Here is a 20,024-nt window from a genome sequence, read left to right as displayed (position 1 = left end):
GCAGCGCTACTTCTTGCGCATGGATGCTGCAATCGTTGCCGTACTCGATCAGGGTCTGCCGCACGACTCCGCCTGGGAGTCGCGCGGCGAGAATCAGCGCGCCGAAGCGCAGGCGCTCGATGCGTACTCGCAGATTGTCACGCGCGTGGTCGACGAAGCCGCCGCGGCGGTCGTCGCGATCACGATTCACGAGCGCGTCAATGACAAGGGCAAACGCATCCACGGCGGTCAGGGTTCCGGATTTTTCTTCACGCCGGATGGTTTGATCCTGACCAACTCGCACGTCGTGCACGGCGCGAAACGCATCGAGGTCGCGACCGTCGCCGGCCGCATGTTCGCCGCCGATCTGATCGGTGAGGACGTGCATACCGACATCGCGCTGCTGCGCGTGAGCGGCCACGAAACGCACGCGCATGTCGCGCTCGGTTCGGCGCGCGAGTTGCGCGTCGGCCAGCTCGTCGTCGCGATCGGCAATCCGCTCGGCTTCGATTGCACGGTGACTTCGGGCGTGGTCAGTGCGCTTGGCCGCAGCCTGCGCGCGACAACCGGACGCCAGATCGACGATGTGATCCAGACCGACGCGGCGCTGAATCCGGGCAATTCCGGCGGACCTTTGCTCGATGCGCAGGCGCGCGTGGTCGGCGTGAATACCGCGATCATCGCGGGCGCGCAGAACATCTGCTTCGCCACCTCGATCGACTCGGTCGCCGAAGTGATCGCGCAACTGATGCGTCATGGCCGTGTGCGCCGCGGCTCGATCGGCGTCGCCGCGCAGAATATGCGGCTGCCGCAGCGCTATGTGCGCTATTTCGGACTCGAGCAGACAACTGCGGTGCGCGTGATGGAAGTTGCGCACGGTGGCCCCGCCGCGCAGGCCGGGCTCGAAGCCGGCGATATCATCATTGCGTTCGACGGCGAGGCGATTCGCGGCATCGATATGCTGCATCGGCGCCTCGACGAACGCAGCATCGGCAAGCAGGCGAGCCTCGCGCTTCTACGTCGCGACCGGCGCATCGATTTGATGCTGACGCCGGTTGAGTTGAGCTGATTTTTGCGAGGCAGAGTCTGCGCTACGGCCGTTCAGGCAGAATCACTTGGACTATCTTCCGCGACGAGCGTCGAGACTCAAGTTTCCCGCGCCGAATGCGACGACCTGCAGCAGGCCGCCGGCCATCGCGAGATTCTTCATGAAATGTATCATCTGGTTCTGATCGGCAAAATGGTTGTGAAAGGAAAGAGCGGCAGCAATCGTGAAAAGCGCCATGATCAAGGCCACGATGCGTGCCTGGTAACCAAGCACGAGCAGAACGCCACCGCCGACCTCGACCAGGACGGCAAGGGCATATCCGACGACGGGCAAGGGCAGTCCGGCTGCCGCGATATAGGCTTGGGTCATTGCGGGTGCGGCAATCTTGCCGATGCCGCTGAAGAGAAAGATGGCGGCGATCAGCAGGCGGCCAAGAGCCGCCGCCGAGGGTAGTTGCTTGTTCATGATTTTCTCCTTATTTGAATACCGGCGGCCATTGCGCCGGGTTATCAGCGCGTCGCGGGAATCTTGAGCTTGCCATAGCGGCAGGAACTGCGCACGCGGCCGCCGCAGGCCTTGACCGAAAGATTGTCCTTGTCGACGCAGATGCGCACTTCCTCAAGCTCGTTGCCATCGTGGCATTGCACGCTGATCATCGTCTCGTCGAGTCCCGGGTTGACGTCGGCAAAGCCTTGCACGATTTCCGCTGCGCTCAGCGACGGCGATGCTTTTGGCGTAATCAACGCGGGCGGAATCTTGATGCGCGAGAAGGCGTCGTCGGCGAGAGCGAAATAGGCCTTGGCGTCGAGCCCGGTGCAGGCGCCGTGCGTCTGCCACTCGTGTTCGATCAGATGCCGGCTCGGCATGATCGCGAGCGTGTGCGCGATCGTTTCCTCGCTCGGCCCGGCGCCGTTGCTGCTGCAGTGCTCGGGCCAGCTGCCGTTGCGGTTCTGCGGCCACAAGCCGTGCAGCACGAAGCCGTAACCCTTGCTGCCGCATTGCTGCGAATCGTCGGCATGCGTTTCGCAGTAACTCGGCGACCACGACAGCGAGACGAGGTAATAGTCGAAATGACCCGGCCTGGCATCGCTGCGGTTGCCATGACTGCGCGCATCGGCCAATGTCGTGGCCAGCAGGGCGAGCAGCAGCCCGAGCAGCCCAAAGGAAATCGATTTGACCAAGGACTTGCCGAACATGCAGCCTCCAGGTATCGCGGGAATGAACGTCGAGCGGCGATGATACGGGCAGGGCAGCGCTCGCGGCAAACGCAGCGCGTGAACGACGTATTTGGCGAATACGCGGATCGCGCTATGATTCGCGTTCCCTTGGCTTCGATCGGCATACGACCGATCCGCACCTGACGAGTTCACATGACCCGACGCATCATCCGGCGCCAGTCGCCGATTCACGGCAACGGCGTGTTCGCCGCGAAAGATCTGGCCAAAGGCATTCCCGTCATCGAATACCGCGGCCGCCGCCTCACCCACACGCAAGCCAATCGCATGTACGCAAACGATGTGGATTCAGGTCACACGTTTTTGTTCACGCTCAACGAGAAATATCTGATCGATGGCGGCGACGGCGGCAACGACGCTCGCTGGATCAATCACGGCTGCGCGCCGAACTGCCAGGCCTGGGTCGTCGAGAACAAGCGCGGCGACAAAAGCCGCGACCGCATCGTGATCGAAACGCGGCGCGCAATCCGCGAGGGCGAAGAGCTGACCTACGACTACGGCATCACGCTCGAAGAACGCCAGACCCCGCGCCTGAAGAAAATCTGGGCGTGCAAATGCGGTGCGCAGAAGTGCACGGGCACGATGCTCAGGCCCAAGCGGGGCTGAAGGTCGGAGCATGTGGATTGAGAGATACACGGCGTTTCCTACGTAAAAGGCGCGGAATAGCGCCGAAGCGAGGCTAACATGGCAAATTGAAGCGAGGGTTACCGGGTGGCCGGGCCCCGGAGAAGCGTAGCGTTTGCAGCCTGCGGAGCGTACCGATAGACTCGGAGAGGTAATACGCGGTAATTGGCCGTCCAATCGGTGCGCGGCGACAAAAACGCAATCCACAAGAACGACTGGGGAGATCGATGAACCAAGCTTCGCGCAAGGACTTCGTGCCCACCAACTACGGTGCGCTCACTACCCTCGTTACGGTGTTCTTCTTTTGGGGGTTCATCGCTGCCGGCAACAGCATCTTTATCCCGTTCTGCAAGCACCGGTTCGCGCTCGACCAGTTCCAGTCGCAGCTCGTCGACTTCGCGTTCTACACAGCCTACTACGTTGGTGCGCTCGTACTTTTCGTCATCGGCTCGGTGAGCGGCAAAGACCTTGTCGGTAAGTGGGGCTTGAAGAAGAGCATCGTGTTCGGTCTGCTGTTCTCGGCGCTAGGCGCGGCGGTTATGATCATCGCGGTCAATGCGAACACGTTCGCCGGTATGCTCGGCGGCTTGTTCATCGTCGCGCTCGGTTTTTCGCTACAGCAGACCGGCGCGCAGCCGTTCACGATCGCCCTCGGCGATCCGGCTACCGGCAACAGCCGCGTCAACCTCGGCGGCGGTGTCAATTCGTTCGGCACAATGATAGGCCCGCTACTAGTCGCGTTTGCGCTGTTCGGCACGGCGGCCAACATCACCGATGACCAGATCATTGCGCTGCCGCTGAGCAAGGTCGTCATTCTTTACAGCGCGATCGGCGCGCTGTTCATCGCTGCGGCCGCGCTGCTCGGCCTGTCGAAGAAAGTGCCTGCTGGCATCAGCGACGAACCGATCGAGCACGCGAACAAGGCGTTGCGCACGCTGCTGGTCATCACTGGTCTGCTGCTGGTCGTGTTCGTGCCGTTGTTCAACACCTATCGCAACGCCGAGGCCAGCAGCCACCAACTCGAGATCGAGCGCATGTACCTGCTGTTCGCCGCGCTCAGCATCGTCGTCGTCGGCCTGCTGTTGTCATACCGCAGCGCGACGAAGGCCGCCGAGGGTTGGGGCGCGATGCGCTATCCGCAGCTCGTGCTGGGCATGCTCGCAATCTTCGTCTATGTCGGCGTAGAGGTCGCGATCGGGAGCAACCTATCAGAGCTGCTCAGGCAGAAGGAGTTCGGCGAATACAGCGCCTCGCACGTCGCTCCATTCATCTCGATGTTCTGGGGCAGCCTCATGATCGGCCGCTGGACCGGCGCGATAAACGCATTCGACATGCAACGCTCGATTAAGAAGTTGCTGACCTTCGTCGTGCCGCTGATCGCATTCAGCCTGATCCTCGGCACCAATTTCGTCGCCGGCAAGGATGTGCAGCCGCTGCTCTGGTACATCATCTGCGTACTGTTGCAGATCGCCGCGTTCTATGTCTGCGACGACAAGCCCGCCCGCACGATGCTCGTGTTCGGCATCGCCGGCATCGCGACGATGCTGCTCGGTCTGTTGACGACCGGCACGGTCGCGGTCTATGCGTTTCTCAGTGGCGGCCTGTGCTGCTCGATCATGTGGCCGAGCATATTCGCACTCGCGATCGCTGGACTTGGCAAGTACACGACGCAAGGTTCGGCGTTTCTGATCATGATGATCCTCGGCGGTGGCATCATTCCGCCGCTGCAGGGCAAGCTGTCTGATATCCTTGGCATCCACTACTCGTTCATCGTGCCGGTGTTCTGCTTCAGTTATCTCGCGCTGTTCGGTTTTCTTGTACGCGGTGTTCTTTCCCGGCAGGGTATCGACTGCGACCAGACCGCCGCCGCTGCGCACTAGTTCTGTCGGGTTCAGCGCAGCACGCGCCCGATATCGCGATCGCCGATCATGGCGATCGCAGCCTGCACGCTGGCCGCATCGCTGGCCGCATCGAAGCCGATGCGGAAATGCAGCTCGCCATCCGGCGTGCGCGAGGAATGGATCGAATTGAGATTGATCTTCAGCGTCTCGAACACCTGCAGCAGCGCGCGCAATGAACCCGGACGATCCAGTGGCAGGAACACGCTGACGAAGGCCGGCGAGGCGAGGTCGCCGAGCAGATACCCCAGGCGCTCGAATTCGTAGCTGCCGTCGGCGAGCGCTTTCGCACCAAAGAAATCGCGTGTGTCGTCGAGCAGGCGCGCACGCATCGCCGCGCGCGCGGATTCGTCGCCGTTGCGCACGCAGTCGCGCAGGAAATCGATATGCGCGGCGAGACGTTCGAGCATCGCGCCGATATGCGGATTCTCGAACTGGATGTCCTGATAGATCGCCGGATTGCTCGCGAGCATGCGCCGCGTGACCACGCCGTCGAGTTCGTAGCCGACGGTGCGGAATGGCTGGATCGCGTCGAGACCGCCCAGATCCGGTGCGAACTCGCGCAACACCGCGGCCTGTGCCATATGCGTCGCGTGCACCATGCCCTGCACGAGCACCATGATCTGGTCGTGCCGCGCGGGATCGGCGCGCACGCAATCGGCTTCCGTCGCGGCGATGAATTCTTCCAGCCACGCGCGCCAGGCATCGATGCGCCCTTCGCACACCACCATGACGCGACCCTTGAGCGTCGGCGTTTTCGGCGGCGCAGTCATCGGATGCAGGCCGACCACTTCGGCGTGCGAGAGCAGCATCGCGGCGACCGCCGCAGATTTGATCGAGGTCAGGTCGAGCCACAATTTGCCGTGCTCGCTGCCGTTCGCAAGCTTCACGTACTCGGCGATCAGCGCGGGCGTGGCACGAATCGGCGCGGAGAAGATCAACACATCGGCCCGAGCGATCAAGTCCGCCGCTGCAAGCGCTTCGTCGCCCGCCGGATCGCGGCCAATAACGCGCAGGCCCATGCGCGTCGTGAAGAATTGGCGCAGCCAGCGGCCGAACGCACCTTGGCTGCCGACGATGCCGATCACGGGCTTGGAGTAAATCGCGGCGGGCGGGCGTGAACTCATCGGTATGCGCGGAGCGTAGCGGCAGGCAGGGGATCATAGTTGCCGGGGCGCAAAAGGCGAAGCGCGAATTTCAGAAAAGCGTAACGAGGCGCGCGTACCTTTGATCGGTCGCACACCTGGCGGGTAGAATCTTCGCGACATGGGTGGCACAACACGACATTCCGCAATTCCAATGCCGAAGGAGATCCGATATGCGTGCCAGCAGGATAGGACTTGCAGCGGGACTGGGTATACTTTTTCTTGCCGGCGCCGCGCATGCGGCGGGCGATGCGGCTGCGGGCAAAACCGTGTTCGAGAATCAGTGCGCGGCCTGCCATACGACCGAGGTTGGCAAGAACGGCTTCGGTCCGTCGCTGGCCGGCGTGGCTGGGCGTAAATCGGGCTCGCTTGCCGGCTACACCTATTCCGCGGCGATGGCGAATTCCAATCTGACTTGGGATGCGGCCACGCTCGACCAATTCCTCGCCTCGTCGACGACGAAAGTGCCTGGCACGTCGATGCCGGTCGCGATCGCGGACGCCACTGCGCGTGCAAACCTGATCGCCTATCTGGCTACGCTTGCCGGCGCGCCCGCTGCGGCAGCTGCCCCAGCGCCACCACCGACGCCGTTGCCGGCCGGTCCGACCAGCGACGAATTGCTGCATTCGGCGACCGATACGCAGGGCTGGTTGTACGCGAGCAAGGACTACACCGGCGGACGTTACGTCGCCTTGAACCAGATCAATGCGGGCAACGCACACACGCTGCGCGCCGCCTGCATCTATCGATCGAGTACGACCGGTTCGCTGCAGACCAGTCCGCTAGTATACAAAGGAATATTGTATTTCACCATCGACAACGTCACCGTGGCGATCGACGCGACGACCTGCCGCGAAAAGTGGACCAACACCTGGGACCTGAAAACCACGCCGCTGTCGAAGAGCAATCGCGGCGCCGCCATTGCAAACGGTCGCCTGGTGCGCGGCACGCCGGATGGCTATCTGATCGCGCTCAACATGGCCAACGGCGCGCTGCTGTGGAGCCAGAAGATCGCCGATCCGAACATGAGTCAGTACTTGTCGATGCCACCGCTGATTTATGGCGACACGATCATCTACGGTCCGGCCGGCGCCGACTGGGGCGAGAAGGGCTGGATCGGCGCGTTCAATCTCGAAACCGGCGAGCGCATCTGGAAATTCAATCTGATTCCCGACGCGGACGAGCCCGGCGCGGATTCGTGGAAGGATCCGGCCGCGCGCGCTCACGGCGGCGGCAGCCTGTGGACGCCGCTTGCGCTCGATGCGGCCAAGGGCGTGCTCTACATCCCGGTCGGTAATCCGGCGCCGGATTTCTTCGGCGCGGCGCGGCCGGGTGATAATTTGTATACCAACTCGCTGGTTGCGCTCGACGTGAAGACCGGCAAGCTGCTCTGGTATCACCAGTTCGGTCCGAACGACGTCAACGATCGCGATCTGTCGCAGGTCAGCCCGCTGTTCAGCGCGACCGTGAAAGGCAACGCGCGCAACCTCGTCACCGTCAGCGGCAAGGACGGTTTGTTGCGCGTGTTCGACCGCGACACGCACGAGCAGCTGTACGAATTGCCGATCACCACGCGCACCGGCGTCGAGGAGAAGCCCACGGTGGCGGGCGTGCACGGCTGCCCGGGCCTGCTCGGCGGCATGGAGTGGAACGGTCCGGCCTACAGCCCGACAGCGAAGACGCTGTACGTTGCGACAGTCGACTGGTGTGGCACGTTCACCAAGCTGCCGAACCCGCCCGCGTTCGCACTCAACGCGCATTATTACGGTGGCGCGGTGACGCCCGACCCGCGCGATCAGGCGCGCGGCTGGCTGTATGCGATCGATGCGGCGAGCGGCACGGTGCGCTGGCACCAGCAGTGGCCGACGCCGCTGCTCGCCGCGGTCACCGCGACCGCGGGCGGCGTGCTGTTCACCGGCGACCTCGACAACAACTTCCTTGCGATCGATGCGGCGAACGGTAAAACTTTATACAAATTCAATACCGGCGGCTCGATCGGCGGCGGCGTGTTGACCTACGCGATCGGCGGCAAGCAATACGTGGCGACGACCTCGGGCGTGGTGTCCGGATTCTTCGGCGGTACCGGCGCCGCCACGATCGTCGTTTTCACGTTGCCGTAGGTGCCAGAGCCTCTTCAGGCGAGTGCTTGGAGGGGCGCGGCGAACGCAGACGTCACTGCGTCGCGTCAGAACGACTCAGGTTCGCGATCTGCTCGCGCAGCGCGGCGACTTCGGCTTCGAGCGCGGCTACTCGCTCGTGCAAGTCGCTCGCCGCCGACGCATCCGACGGCGCCGATGTTTCGGCGTATGCGTCCGCCGCGACCGGTCCGCTCAGCAGATGCATATAACGATCCTCGCGCCGGCTGCCACTGCGCGGCAGGCGCACGACGAGCGCTGGCGTGCGTTCGATCAGGCGCTTGAGCGTATCGCTCACATCGTCGAGGCTCAGAAAATCGGTCAGCCGCTCGCCGCGCGTGAACAACTCGTGCAAGGTCTGCGGGCCGCGCAGAATCATAATGCAGAGTACGGCGCGCTGGCGTGGCGTCACGCCATAAACGGCATCGAAACAGTGCGAATAACGCGGCGCGCGCTGGGAAAACGGATCGAGCTTGGTCAAACCGCGGTCGACCATCGTGCGCAAGGCGTGCCCGACAGCGCCGAGTTCGATATTCATCACCGGCTCGCGGCTGGTTTTCTGATTGCATGCGGCGACCGTCGCGTTCACGGTCAGCGGATAGACGTCCGGCGTGATCGCCGCCTTCTCGATCAGGCAGCCGAGAATGCGTGCATCGATGGCGTCGAGTTGCAGCGGCGCAACCGCGGCGTTCGCATCGGTTTCGGTCGTAGTGCTTGCGCGTGAATCTTGCATCGGTTGGTTCCATCACCGCGATGCGCGACTATCGCACGCATCGGCGATGGCGGGCCAGAGACAGCGGGCGGAACTGCGCTCAGTTCCGCCTCATCAGCTGCGGCGACCGTTCGCCCGCGGCTAATCTATTTGCCTTCGACCAGCTTCTTCAGATTGTCCAGACCGCCCTGATAGACGCCGCCGATCGTGTCCGTCGCAGTCTTGTCGTTTTCGTTGTCGGCCGGATGGTCGCCGACATTCTTGCGTTTGAAGTGGCCAGACCAGGTCACTTCGCTCTTGCCTTCACCCATGGCTTTCACTGTGAACGTCGAGGTGTAACTGCTGATGGGCAACACGCTTTCAAGGATCGTGTACGAGAAGCTGTGGCCAGCCGCATCGAAGCGCAATAATTTTTCCTTGATCGTGCCGCCGCCCTTGAGCGTCAGCAGGCGCACGGCGCCAGCCTGATTGTTCGTACCCTTAACGATCTTGTCCGTGTCGACGGCTGGATGCCAGGTGTTCAGCCCGTTGAAGTCCTTCGCGGCATCCCAGACTTTCGCCGCAGAAGCATTGATCGTCACCGACTTGCTGACGCTGAGCACCGGAGCCGCGGCCACACACAGGCCCGACGCTGCGATAAGCAATGCGCCAACGATTGCGTTGATACGTTTCATGATGTTCCCTCCCGATAGTGTGAGGTTGCTTTCGCCGACTTCGGTTTTCTGCTCGAGTGTCGGCGCGAACCCTCTGCGCGCCAATATTGCACAGCGTCCGCAGGCAGGAAAGCGCTGCATGAAAATGCGCCGAATGACGCCTCGCTTGTCCTGTTTATGACACAACAGGCAATCCATCGGTCGAAAGTGAATCCGGCGGCGCGCTGGATGCGGGCGGCCAAATCAGGTCGCCGCCGCCGGGCTGAGACTGCGCGAGCGCAACCGTTCGTAGGTTGGAAGGCAGGACGCAACGATTTCGTCGTATTGCGGAGGCACGCTCTTGTCGCGCTCGCACCAAGGCTCGAAACCCGTGGATTTGCGCACGGCGTCGTACCAGTACGGCGCCCAGACGCCGTCGCTGACGCGCGCGCCGGCCGGCCAGTGCAGCATGCGGTCGGTGTAGGGCATTTGCAGCAAAGTACACAATGCGCGCAAGTGGATTTCTGGATTTTTCAGGAACGCGTCGGCATCGATGACCGGCGCAGCGCGGCCGCAGCGCTGCGCGATCTCGTCGTAGAGCGCGGCCTGCTGCGGCACGCCGATATCGGCCGCAATTGGCTGCGCCTGCGGCCGGCTCTTGATGTACGACGCCAGCACTCGGCGTGGATGGCGAATCAGGAATACATGGGCGACGGCACCGAACCAGTCGTGGCCGATCTGCGGCAGCATGTGATGGGTCATGTGCTTCTGGTAACACACCGGCTGCGCGTCGGGTACCGGGCCGGTCAGTGCGGCAGCGACCTTGCGCCAATCGGTTTCGCCCGCGGCGATCACCTCCTCGCGGCCGGGATGGTCGAGGCCGGTTGCGGCCAGATAGTGCGCATAGAACGGTTCGTCGACCACTGCGCAATCGCCGCGATTCTCGAACGCCCGCATCATCGCGGTCGAGATATTGCGTGGCCCGGACCACATCGCGATGCGCAGGGGCGCTGATCGTTGCAGTTGCGTCATGACAGCGCGGGAACCGTTCGCCCGGCGACATCGCGTGCGATCAATTCTCGATACAGATGCTGCAGGCGCTCGACCATCGGGCCGCGACCCTCGCCGAGTTTGCGGCCGTCGACTTCTGTCACTGGCGCGACCCCGGCAAAGGTGCCGGTGACGAATGCCTCGTCCGCACCGTAAGCGTCGGTCAGGCTGAAGCTCTTCTCGAACGCGGGAATGCCGTTTTCGCGGCACACGCGCAACACATTCGCGCGGGTGATGCCGCCCAGGCAATACATGCCGGTCGAAGTCCACACCTCGCCCTTGCGCGCAATGAAAAAGTGGGTGGAGTTGCAGGTCGCCACGAAGCCGTGCGGATCGAGCATCAGCGCCTCGTCCGCACCAGCCTTGGTCGCCTGGATGCAGGCCGTGATGCAGTTGAGCTTGCTGTGGCTGTTGAGCTTGGGGTCCTGCACATCGGGAAAGCCGCGCCGCACATGCACGGTGAACAGACGCAGGCCATGCTCCAGTGTTTCGGGTCTGGGCACCTTATATTCGGGAATGATGACGATGGTCGCCGGGCCGATCGTGGCGCGCGGATCCTGATACGGCGTGCGCTTGACTCCGCGCGTGACCATCAGGCGCATATGCACGTGTTCGCGCATGCCGTTCGCCGCGAGCGTGGCGTAAAGTGCCAAGGTGAGTTTGTCGCGCGACAGGCCGATATCCATATCGATCGCCTTCGCGCCTTCGTACAGGCGATCCAGATGCTGATCCAGAAACGCGATGCGCCCGTCGTGCACGCGCAGCCCTTCCCAGACGCCGTCGCCGAGCACGAAGCCCGAGTCGAATACGGAAACCACGGCCTGCTCGCGTGGCTTGAATTCCCCGTTGACGTAGATCTTGATCTCGCGATTGCGCGGGTCCTCGACGAACTCATGGATGCTCTGGCCCATGCCCGGGTTCCTTGCTGCTGGCGACCGCAGGATGGTAGCGATTCCGGCCTGCGCCGTCGCGCTTTGATTGAACCCGGAGCGCGCGCGTGCGAAAATCCGCTGACCATCCGTTCAAGGTGGTCGGCGCCAAAGCGCCGGCCGAGTGTGCGACATGTCGACGCGAACTTTCCAAACCTGAATCCGCTCTACGCCGAGTTGCACGCAGGCGCCGCGGCGCCTTTTTTATTGACTTATTTTTGTCATCCTCCCTGATGACAGCATCAAGAAGCGGCCTTCCATGGCCGCACTTCTGATGAGAATCTGCCGCCTGCGCGGCGTTAAGGAATTTCGATGATCAACATCACGCTCCCAGATGGCAGCCAACGCCAGTACGAAAGTCCTGTGACCGTGCAGGACGTCGCCGCCTCGATCGGCGCCGGATTGGCAAAAGCGGCGCTTGCCGGCAAGGTCGACGGCAAACTCGTCGACACGAGTTTTCGCATCGATCGCGATGCGAATGTCGCCATCGTCACCGAGAAGAGTCCCGAAGCGCTCGACATCCTGCGCCACTCCACCGCGCATCTGCTCGCTCAGGCGACACAGCGGTTGTTCCCGGATACCCAGGTCACGATTGGCCCCGTGGTCGAGAATGGCTTTTACTACGACTTCGCGCGCAAGACGCCGTTCACGCCAGAAGATCTGGTGAAGATCGAAGACGAGATGAAGAAGATCGTCGCCGAGTCGCTGCCGGTCGAGCGCCGTGTCATGGCGAAAGACGACGCGATCGCGTTCTTCAAGAATAGAGGCGAGATCTACAAGGCGCAGATCATCGACGACATCATTCCGCCCGGCGAGGAGATTTCGCTGTACGCGCAGGGCGACTGGATCGACCTGTGCCGCGGCCCGCACGTGCCGAACACGAACAAGCTGCGCGCGTTCAAACTGATGAAGGTTGCCGGCGCGTACTGGCGCGGCAACTCGGACAACGAGATGCTGCAGCGTGTGTACGGCACGGCATGGCTCAACGACAAGGATCTGAAGGCGTACCTGACCCAGATCGAGGAAGCCGAGAAACGCGATCACCGCAAGCTTGCCAAGCAGCTCGATCTGTTTCATATGCAGGAAGAGGCGCCGGGCCTGGTGTTCTGGCACCCGAAGGGCTGGTCGATCTGGCAGGTGGTCGAGCAGCATATGCGCCGCGTGTATCGCGACTCGGGTTATCAGGAAGTGCGCTGCCCGCAGGTGCTCGATGTGTCGCTATGGCAGAAGTCAGGCCACTGGGACAACTACAAGGAGAACATGTTCTTCACCGAATCGGAGAAGCGCACCTATGCGCTCAAACCGATGAATTGTCCCGGCCATGTGCAGGTGTTCAATCACGGCCTGCACAGCTATCGCGACCTGCCGATCCGCTACGGCGAATTCGGCGCCTGCCATCGCAACGAACCTTCGGGCGCGCTGCACGGCATTTTGCGCGTGCGCGGTTTCACCCAGGACGACGGCCACATCTTCTGCACCGAGGATCAGATCGAGTCGGAGGTGACGGCCTTCCATCGCCAGGCGATGCAGGTCTATGCGAATTTCGGCTTCACCGGGGTGCAACTGAAGATCGCCCTGCGCCCGGAGCCGAGGCTCGGCGACGACGCGACCTGGGACAAGGCGGAGAACGCGCTGCGGTCGGCCTTGCGCGCAGCCGGCGTCGAATGGCAGGAATTGCCGGGTGAGGGCGCGTTCTACGGACCGAAGATCGAATACCACCTGCACGACGCGATTGGGCGTACCTGGCAGCTTGGCACGATGCAGGTCGATTTCATGATGCCTGCCCGCCTCGGCGCCGAATATGTCGACGAACACAGCCAGCGCCGCCACCCGGTTATGCTGCACCGGGCCATCGTCGGCTCGATGGAGCGCTTTATCGGGATTCTGATCGAACACCACGCCGGCCAATTCCCGTCCTGGCTGGCGCCGATCCAGGCGATTGTGATGAATATCACGGATGCGCAGGCCGATGCGGTAAAGCAGGCGACGCAAGCCCTTGTAAATCAAGGATTCCGGGCTGAGGCCGATTTGCGTAACGAGAAGATTGGCTATAAAATACGCGAACACACGCTGCAAAAAGTTCCGTACCTGCTCGTGGTCGGCGATCGCGAGAAGGAAAACGGGCTGGTTACTGTGCGCGCTCGCTCGGGCGAAGACTTGGGCAGCATGACGCCAGAGGCCTTTGCGGACAGGCTGCGCGGCGAGTTTTCATCGCATTGAATAAAAAGCGCGCAGGACGTGCGCTTTGTGGTCTTCGCCGGCAAGGATGCAGGCGAGAATCGATACGACCCGGCGCCGCCTGAATGCAGGGTTGAGATGGTTGACCAGGCTTGATGGAGAGTGAGTTATCGCCACTGAAAAAGCTAACCGCAAGAATGCGGAAATTCGCGTTCCGCGGGTACGTGTGATCGGCGCCGACGGCGAGCAGGCCGGAATACTGTCGCGCGACGAAGCGCTGACGATGGCGCAGGAACTCGGCCTCGATCTGGTCGAGATCCAGCCGACTGCCGATCCGCCGGTCTGCCGCATCATGGACTTCGGCAAGTTCAAGTTCGAGCAGCAGAAGAAGGCGCACGCGGCGAAACGCAAGACGAAACAGGTCGAGATCAAGGAACTGAAGTTCCGGCCTTCGACCGAAGACGGCGATTACGCGGTGAAGCTGCGCAATCTGCGCCGCTTTCTCGAAGAGGGCGACAAGGTCAAGATTGTCGTGCGCTTCAAGGGTCGCGAGATGGCGCACACGGAGTTGGGCGAACAAATGGTCAAACGCATCCAGGGCGATATCGTCGAGGAAGCGGTGGTCGAAAGCTTCCCTCGTTTCGAGGGGCGCCAGATGGTGATGATGATTGCACCGAAGAAGAAGTGAAGTAATGTTTTCCCTTCTCCCGCTAGCGGCGACCATAGGGAGTGCACAGCTGAGAAGGTGCCGAAGGCGGATGAGGGTGGCGTTGCGAGGGTTTCGCAACTTTCCCTCACCCTAGCCCTCTCCCGCAAGCGGGAGAGGGGATTGAAGAAGTGGAACCCGCCCGTTTTCGAACGGGCTTAAACAAGCAAGTTCGAGCAGGATGGAAAGCGCGGGTAACGCCGCCGCTCGGGCGAGTAAAATAATCGAACTAAAGGAGTTGGGTCATGCCCAAGATCAAGACCAATCGAGCCGCTGCCAAGCGGTTCCGCAAGACGGCGTCCGGCAAATTCAAGGCCGGCCATGCTTTCAAAAGCCATATCCTGACCAAGAAGAGCACCAAGCGTAAGCGCGGTCTTCGCGGCCCCAACATCGTGCGCAAGGAAGACTCCGGTCGTATTGCGCGCATGCTGCCCTACGCATAAGGAGACGAGACCATGGCACGAGTAAAACGTGGTGTCGTCGCGCATCGCCGACACAAGAAAATTCTCTCGCGCGCGAAGGGCTATTACAACGCGCGCCGCAAAGTCTTCCGCGTCGCCAAGCAGGCGGTCACCAAGGCGCTGCAATACGCGTACATCGGCCGCAAGCAGAAGAAGCGCCAGTTCCGCGCGCTGTGGATCGTGCGCATCAACGCAGCTTCGCGTCAGTACGGTCTGTCGTACAGTCGCCTGATGAACGGCTTGAAGAAGGCCAACATCACGGTCGATCGCAAAGTGCTCGCCGACATCGCGGTGCACGATATCGCAGCGTTCGGTGCGCTTGCCGAAAAGGCGAATGCCGCGCTTGGTACCAGCACGTCGAAACCGGCCAGCGCTGCGGTTGGCGCTGCGCAAGACGACCTCGTCAAGATCGAGGGCATCGGTCCGAAGATCGCGACGTTGCTGCACGCAGCCGGAATCCATACGTTTGCAGCGTTGGCGCAAACGTCGGTCGATCGTCTGAAAGGCATCCTGCACGACGCAGGCAGCCATTTCGCCAGCCACGATCCGGCCACGTGGGCGCAGCAGTCTGCGCTTGCTGCGGCCGGCAAGTGGGACGAACTGAAGAAGCTGCAGGATGAACTGAACGGCGGTCGCGCTGCCTGATAGTTCATGCCGGACGCTGCAGTTCAGCGCGGCGTTCGTGTCGAATTGGGGAAGGGCGCTTTCGTCCTTCCCCATTTTGTTTTGGGCATACCGCAACCGGCAGGCATTGCGATGGGCAACAACGAACCACTCAGCATTGAACAGCTCGGCGCGCACGCGTTCGCCGATATCGCCGCAGCAACGAGCAGCGACGCAGTCGAAGCGTTGCGCGTAGCGCTGCTCGGCAAAAGCGGCACGGTCACGGCAGCGTTGAAAACGCTCGGCACACTGGCGCCTGAACAGCGGAAGGCGCGCGGCGCCGAGATTAACCGGGTCAAGGAAAGCATCGCCGACGCGCTGGCTGCGCGCAAAGTCGATCTCGAAAATGGCGAGCTCGACAGGCGTTTGACATCCGAGCAGCTCGATGTCACCTTGCCGGGACGCAACTCCGCGCGGGGTAGCCTGCACCCGATCACGCGCACGTATGAACGCATGATCGATATTTTCGCGCGGCTGGGCTATGAAGTCGCCGACGGTCCCGAGATCGAAGACGACTGGCACAACTTCGAAGCACTCAACTTTCCGCCGCATCACCCGGCGCGTGCGATGCACGATACGTTCTATTTTCCGGATGGACGCCTGCTGCGCACGCACACCTCGCCGGTGCAGATCCGCGCGATGACCGGGCGTACGCCGCCGCTGCGCGTGATCGCGCCAGGCAAGGTCTATCGCAGCGACTCCGACCAGACCCATAGCCCGATGTTCAATCAGCTTGAGGGTTTGCTCGTCGACGAGACGTCGAGCTTCGCCGATCTCAAGGGTACGCTCGCGGAATTCGTGCGCGCATTCTTCGAGCGCGATTTCGAGATGCGTTTCCGCCCCAGCTATTTCCCGTTCGTCGAGCCGGGCGCCGAAGTCGATATCCGCTGGGACCGTGAAGACGGCAGTACCTCGTGGCTCGAAGTGCTTGGCTGCGGCATGGTGCACCCGAACGTGCTGCGCGCCTGCAATATCGATCCGCAGCGCTACACCGGTTTCGCGTTCGGCATGGGCGTCGAGCGTCTCGCGATGCTGCGCTATGGTGTGAACGATTTGCGTGCGTTCTTCGAGAACGATGTGCGTTTCCTGCAGCAGTTTGCGTAGAGAACAAGAATGAAATTCAGCGAGAACTGGCTGCGCGAATTCGTCCCGATCAAGGTCGATCGCGACGAGCTGTGCCAGCGCCTGACCATGGCTGGCCTTGAAGTCGAAGGCGTCGAACCGATCGGCGCGGCGCTCGAAGGCGTGATCGTCGCGCAGATCGTTGGCTGCGAACCGCATCCGAACGCAGACAAGTTGCGTGTGTGCCAGGTATCGGTCGGCGCCGGCGACTCCGCACAGATCGTCTGCGGGGCGCCGAATGCGCGCACCGGACTCAAGGCGCCGCTGGCCACGATCGGCGCAATACTGCCGAATGGTATACAAATAAAGAAAGCCGCACTGCGCGGGGTCGAGTCGCAGGGCATGCTGTGTTCGGCGAAGGAACTGGGCATCGACGCCGATGCATCGGGTCTGATGGAATTGCCGGACGATGCACCGGTCGGTTTGAAACTCGCCGAATACCTGCATCTGCCGGATGCGGCAATCGAAATCAAGCTCACGCCGAACCGCCCGGATTGTCTCTCGGTGCACGGCCTTGCGCACGATGCCGCCGCAATTTTTGGCGTGGCCGCCGCGTTGCCCGCGATCGCACCGATCGCCGCGGCGACGACAAACGAACGCAAGGTCGAACTCAATGCCGGAGCCGACTGTCCGCGCTACTGCGGTCGCCTGATCGAGGGCATCGACGCCAGCGCGCCGACACCGCTGTGGATGGCCGAGCGCCTGCGCCGTTCGGGTTCGCGTCCGATCAGTCTGTTGGTAGACGTAACTCAGTATGTAATGTTGGAGCTCGGCCAACCAATGCATGCGTTTGATAACAACCTACTGCATCCTGGGCCAATCGTAGTGCGTCGTGCTAACGGCGGGATGATGCATCTATTAGATGGCCGTCAAGTTCTCCTCGATAAGGAGTACTTGGTGATCGCCGATGAAAGTGGCCCGGTCGCGCTGGCCGGCATCATGGGCGGCTACGACACGCGCGTCACTGAGGCGACGCGCGATGTGTTCCTCGAAGCCGCGCATTTCGCGCCGACCGCGATCAGCGGCCGCGCGCGCAAGCTCGGCATGCACACCGATGCCTCGCATCGTTTCGAGCGTGGCGTCGATCCCGAATTGCCGCGGCTTGCGATCGAACGCGCCACGCAACTGATTGCCGAATTCGGCGGCGGCAAGCCGGGCCCGATCACCGAGGCCACGCTGCCGCAATTCCTGTCGCCGCCCACAGCCGTGGCGCTGCGACGCACGCGCCTGCGCCGTGTGCTCGGCATCGATGTTGTGGATACCGAAGTAATGCGCATTCTGCGCGCGCTGGATATGCAGGTGGAATCCACGCCGGATGGCTGGCGCGCGACACCGCCGTCGCGCCGTTTCGATATCGCGATCGAGGAAGACCTGATCGAGGAAGTCGCGCGCGTGCACGGCTACGAGACCATTCCGACGCGCATGCCCGCCGGCGAAATTCGCGTGGCCGCGCCGAGCGAAACGCGTGTGGGTGAAACCGATCTGCGCCGCCAACTCGCCGCGCGCGATTATCGCGAAGCGATCACCTATGCCTTCCTCGATGCCGCCGAACTCAAGCGCTGGCAACTCGACGGCGACGCGCTGGCGCTGGCCAATCCGCTGGCCGCCGATCTCGGCACGATGCGCACGTCGCTGCTGCCGGGTCTGGTCAATGCGCTGATCGCCAACCGCCGCCGCCAGCACGAGCGCGTGCGCCTGTTCGAAGTGGGGCGCGTGTTCAAATTGAGAAGTCCGGCCATGGACGGCCGGGCTCTTGCGGAGGGAAACGCGTCCAAGATGTACGCCGATGGTCCGGTCGAGACAACGCGCATCGCGGGTGTCGCCTGCGGCAACGCGACCGAGCTGCAATGGGCGACGGACAAGCGCGCACTGGATTTTTACGATGTGAAGGGCGATATCGAATCCCTGTTTGCCCTGACCGGCGCGGGTTCCGAATTTCGCAGTGCGCCGGCGAACGCGAGCTGGTTGCACCCGGGTCGCAGTGCGGGCATCGTGCGCGGCAACGCCGCCCTCGGCAGCTATGGCGCCCTGCATCCGCGGCTGTTGAAGGCGCTGGATATCGACAGCGACATCTACGTCTTCGAGTTCGATCTGGAACCGCTGGCTGCACGTGCGGTGCCGCGCGCGATCGCGATCACGCGCTTTCCATCGGTGCGCCGCGACCTGTCGTTTGAATTGCTGGAAAGTGTGACGTACGACACAGTCGAGGCGAGCGTGCGCGCAGCCGTCGGCTCGACCTTGCGCGAAATCTTCGTCTTCGATCGCTACGCCGGAAAAAATCTCGGAGTCGGTGTAAAAAGTCTCGCCATCGGCTTGATTTTACAGGATGATTACCGCACTCTTACCGATGCCGATGCGGACGCATGCGTCCGTTTGGCGGTGGCGGCCATCGAGCGTGACTGCCAGGCAAGACTTAGGGGATAAGGATGGCATTGACCAAGGCGGAGATGGCCGAACGTCTGTTCACTGACGTCGGTTTGAACAAACGCGAGGCGAAGGAATTCGTCGATGCGTTCTTTGATGTTGTGCACGAAGCGTTGGAGCGTGGCGAGCAGGTAAAGCTATCGGGTTTCGGCAACTTCGATCTGCGCAAGAAAAATCAACGCCCTGGACGTAACCCGAAAACCGGCGAGGAAATTCCGATTTCCGCACGTCGTGTGGTCACGTTTCGTCCAGGCCAGAAACTGAAGATTCGAGTCGAGTCCTATGCTGGATCAAGGCAGCAATAACGAATTGCCGGTCATCCCGGCAAAACGCTACTTCACCATCGGTGAGGTCAGCGAGTTGTGTGGCGTCAAGCCGCACGTGCTGCGCTATTGGGAACAGGAATTTCCGAATCTCAAACCGGTCAAGCGACGCGGCAACCGGCGCTATTACCAGCGCCACGATGTGCTGATGATCCGCCAGATCCGCGCGCTGCTGTACGAGCAGGGTTTCACCATCACCGGTGCGCGCCAACGTCTCGAAGGCCAGCAGGCGCGCATGGAGACCAGCATCTCCAATCAGATCGTGCGCCAGGTGCGCATGGAACTGGAAGAAGTGCTGCAGATTCTGCGGCACTGAGCGCGAGCGCGTCTGTTAGAATAGTTCTTGTTGAAGAGCGCGGCCCGGATGGCCGCTTTGTTCTTTTCGATCAGGGAGGATGCTGAAACACGGTCGGGGCGTAGCGCAGCCTGGTAGCGCATCTGCCTGGGGGGCAGGGGGTCGCAGGTTCAAATCCTGTCGCCCCGACCAAATCAAGCAGTAGCCTAAACCCCTCTGGGTTATTGCAAAGCCCATGGGCTTTCCGAGTCCCCTCAAGAAAATTGACTATTCGTCTGGAATAGTCGGTTAAGAGGAGTGCACAATCAACTGCTATGGACTCGGTTAAAGAACTGGCCCAATATCTTCGGCATTTCATCGGGCAGCATTTTCTGCGCGAGCACCACGTCGGCGTAGCGCTGGCCTTGTTGTGGCACTACACGTCTTTGGAAACTGCCATTCGAATAATCGGGGCGCCAGATTTGT

At 62.0% G+C, this 20,024-nt stretch carries 18 protein-coding genes, 1 tRNA gene and 2 pseudogenes; 14 read left to right on the top strand and 7 right to left on the bottom strand.

Going from position 1 to position 20,024, the window contains the following annotated elements; all coding sequences use genetic code 11:
• Positions 1 to 19 precede the first annotated feature (19 nt).
• Entirely contained in the window at positions 20 to 1,048 is a 1,029-nt protein-coding gene (locus VIE67_RS02145; protein WP_332022807.1) for a S1C family serine protease, read from the top strand.
• A gap of 51 nt (positions 1,049 to 1,099) precedes the next feature.
• On the opposite strand, the gene VIE67_RS02140 is transcribed toward VIE67_RS02145, so the two are convergent.
• Positions 1,100 to 1,492, bottom strand: a complete 393-nt coding sequence (locus VIE67_RS02140; RefSeq protein WP_332022805.1) for a DoxX family protein — start codon at positions 1,490 to 1,492, stop codon at positions 1,100 to 1,102.
• A gap of 44 nt (positions 1,493 to 1,536) precedes the next feature.
• Positions 1,537 to 2,223 (bottom strand): ribonuclease T2 family protein, encoded by a 687-nt coding sequence (locus tag VIE67_RS02135; RefSeq protein WP_332022803.1) that lies wholly within the window; start codon positions 2,221 to 2,223, stop codon positions 1,537 to 1,539.
• Positions 2,224 to 2,397: 174 nt separating this feature from the next.
• Here VIE67_RS02135 and VIE67_RS02130 point away from each other — a divergent pair, with 174 nt between their 5' ends.
• Together VIE67_RS02130 and VIE67_RS02125 are read left to right on the top strand one after the other, a co-directional pair.
• Positions 2,398 to 2,868: an SET domain-containing protein gene (locus VIE67_RS02130; protein WP_332022801.1), complete on the top strand. Its 471-nt coding sequence runs from the start codon at positions 2,398 to 2,400 to the stop codon at positions 2,866 to 2,868.
• A 245-nt stretch (positions 2,869 to 3,113) separates the two neighbouring features.
• A complete protein-coding gene (locus VIE67_RS02125) occupies positions 3,114 to 4,766 on the top strand; it encodes an MFS transporter (protein ID WP_332022799.1) in 1,653 nt (550 codons plus the stop codon).
• A gap of 11 nt (positions 4,767 to 4,777) precedes the next feature.
• Here the strand turns inward: VIE67_RS02125 and VIE67_RS02120 are convergent, their stop codons facing one another.
• Positions 4,778 to 5,911, bottom strand: a complete 1,134-nt coding sequence (locus tag VIE67_RS02120; protein ID WP_414707254.1) for a prephenate dehydrogenase — start codon at positions 5,909 to 5,911, stop codon at positions 4,778 to 4,780.
• A 191-nt stretch (positions 5,912 to 6,102) separates the two neighbouring features.
• On the opposite strand from VIE67_RS02120, the gene VIE67_RS02115 reads away from it, so the two are divergent.
• Positions 6,103 to 8,049: a BamB-related PQQ repeat family beta-propellar protein gene (locus tag VIE67_RS02115; RefSeq protein ID WP_332022797.1), complete on the top strand. Its 1,947-nt coding sequence runs from the start codon at positions 6,103 to 6,105 to the stop codon at positions 8,047 to 8,049.
• Positions 8,050 to 8,101: 52 nt separating this feature from the next.
• Here the strand turns inward: VIE67_RS02115 and VIE67_RS02110 are convergent, their stop codons facing one another.
• The 4 genes from VIE67_RS02110 to VIE67_RS02095 all read right to left on the bottom strand — a co-directional run bounded on the left by VIE67_RS02110 (position 8,102) and on the right by VIE67_RS02095 (position 11,369).
• Entirely contained in the window at positions 8,102 to 8,797 is a 696-nt protein-coding gene (locus tag VIE67_RS02110) for a YceH family protein (protein ID WP_332022795.1), read from the bottom strand.
• 125 nt (positions 8,798 to 8,922) lie between these two features.
• Positions 8,923 to 9,450, bottom strand: coding sequence for an SRPBCC family protein (locus VIE67_RS02105; protein WP_332022794.1), 528 nt, complete (start codon positions 9,448 to 9,450; stop codon positions 8,923 to 8,925).
• Positions 9,451 to 9,672: 222 nt separating this feature from the next.
• Positions 9,673 to 10,440, bottom strand: a complete 768-nt coding sequence (locus VIE67_RS02100; protein WP_332022792.1) for a sulfotransferase-like domain-containing protein — start codon at positions 10,438 to 10,440, stop codon at positions 9,673 to 9,675.
• Positions 10,437 to 11,369, bottom strand: a complete 933-nt coding sequence (locus tag VIE67_RS02095) for an aminotransferase class IV (protein WP_332022790.1) — start codon at positions 11,367 to 11,369, stop codon at positions 10,437 to 10,439. The genes VIE67_RS02100 and VIE67_RS02095 overlap by 4 nt, the downstream gene beginning before the upstream one ends.
• 330 nt (positions 11,370 to 11,699) lie before the next feature.
• Between VIE67_RS02095 and thrS the strand changes: the two genes are divergently transcribed.
• The 10 genes and pseudogenes from thrS (at position 11,700) to VIE67_RS02045 (ending at position 19,751) form a co-directional block, all read left to right on the top strand.
• Positions 11,700 to 13,607: a threonine--tRNA ligase gene (thrS, locus tag VIE67_RS02090; protein WP_332022788.1), complete on the top strand. Its 1,908-nt coding sequence runs from the start codon at positions 11,700 to 11,702 to the stop codon at positions 13,605 to 13,607.
• 127 nt (positions 13,608 to 13,734) lie between these two features.
• Entirely contained in the window at positions 13,735 to 14,253 is a 519-nt protein-coding gene (gene infC, locus VIE67_RS02085; RefSeq protein WP_332022845.1) for a translation initiation factor IF-3, read from the top strand.
• 263 nt (positions 14,254 to 14,516) lie between these two features.
• Positions 14,517 to 14,714 carry a 50S ribosomal protein L35 gene (rpmI, locus tag VIE67_RS02080; protein ID WP_332022786.1) on the top strand — a complete coding sequence of 66 codons (198 nt, stop codon included), beginning with the start codon at positions 14,517 to 14,519 and terminating at the stop codon, positions 14,712 to 14,714.
• A 12-nt stretch (positions 14,715 to 14,726) separates the two neighbouring features.
• A pseudogene (rplT, locus tag VIE67_RS02075) lies at positions 14,727 to 15,077 on the top strand (50S ribosomal protein L20); the annotation flags it as partial.
• Positions 15,078 to 15,134: 57 nt separating this feature from the next.
• Positions 15,135 to 15,377: pseudogene (locus tag VIE67_RS02070) on the top strand (DUF4332 domain-containing protein); the annotation flags it as partial.
• A 111-nt stretch (positions 15,378 to 15,488) separates the two neighbouring features.
• Positions 15,489 to 16,499: a phenylalanine--tRNA ligase subunit alpha gene (gene pheS, locus VIE67_RS02065; protein WP_332022784.1), complete on the top strand. Its 1,011-nt coding sequence runs from the start codon at positions 15,489 to 15,491 to the stop codon at positions 16,497 to 16,499.
• Between the two features lie 9 nt (positions 16,500 to 16,508).
• Positions 16,509 to 18,941 (top strand): phenylalanine--tRNA ligase subunit beta, encoded by a 2,433-nt coding sequence (pheT, locus tag VIE67_RS02060; RefSeq protein ID WP_332022782.1) that lies wholly within the window; start codon positions 16,509 to 16,511, stop codon positions 18,939 to 18,941.
• A gap of 2 nt (positions 18,942 to 18,943) precedes the next feature.
• A complete protein-coding gene (locus tag VIE67_RS02055) occupies positions 18,944 to 19,246 on the top strand; it encodes an integration host factor subunit alpha (protein ID WP_332022780.1) in 303 nt (100 codons plus the stop codon).
• On the top strand, positions 19,224 to 19,580 hold the full coding sequence (locus VIE67_RS02050; protein ID WP_332022778.1) for a MerR family transcriptional regulator: 357 nt from the start codon (positions 19,224 to 19,226) through the stop codon (positions 19,578 to 19,580). The genes VIE67_RS02055 and VIE67_RS02050 overlap by 23 nt, the downstream gene beginning before the upstream one ends.
• Before the next feature lie 94 nt (positions 19,581 to 19,674).
• Positions 19,675 to 19,751, top strand: a tRNA-Pro gene (locus VIE67_RS02045).
• The last annotated feature ends 273 nt before the right edge of the window (positions 19,752 to 20,024 follow it).

Source organism: Rudaea sp. (assembly GCF_036560865.1).
Taxonomy (GTDB): domain Bacteria; phylum Pseudomonadota; class Gammaproteobacteria; order Xanthomonadales; family Rhodanobacteraceae; genus Rudaea.
The sequence above is the reverse complement of the archived record's forward strand: the minus strand, read 5'-3'. Positions and strand labels throughout refer to the sequence as shown.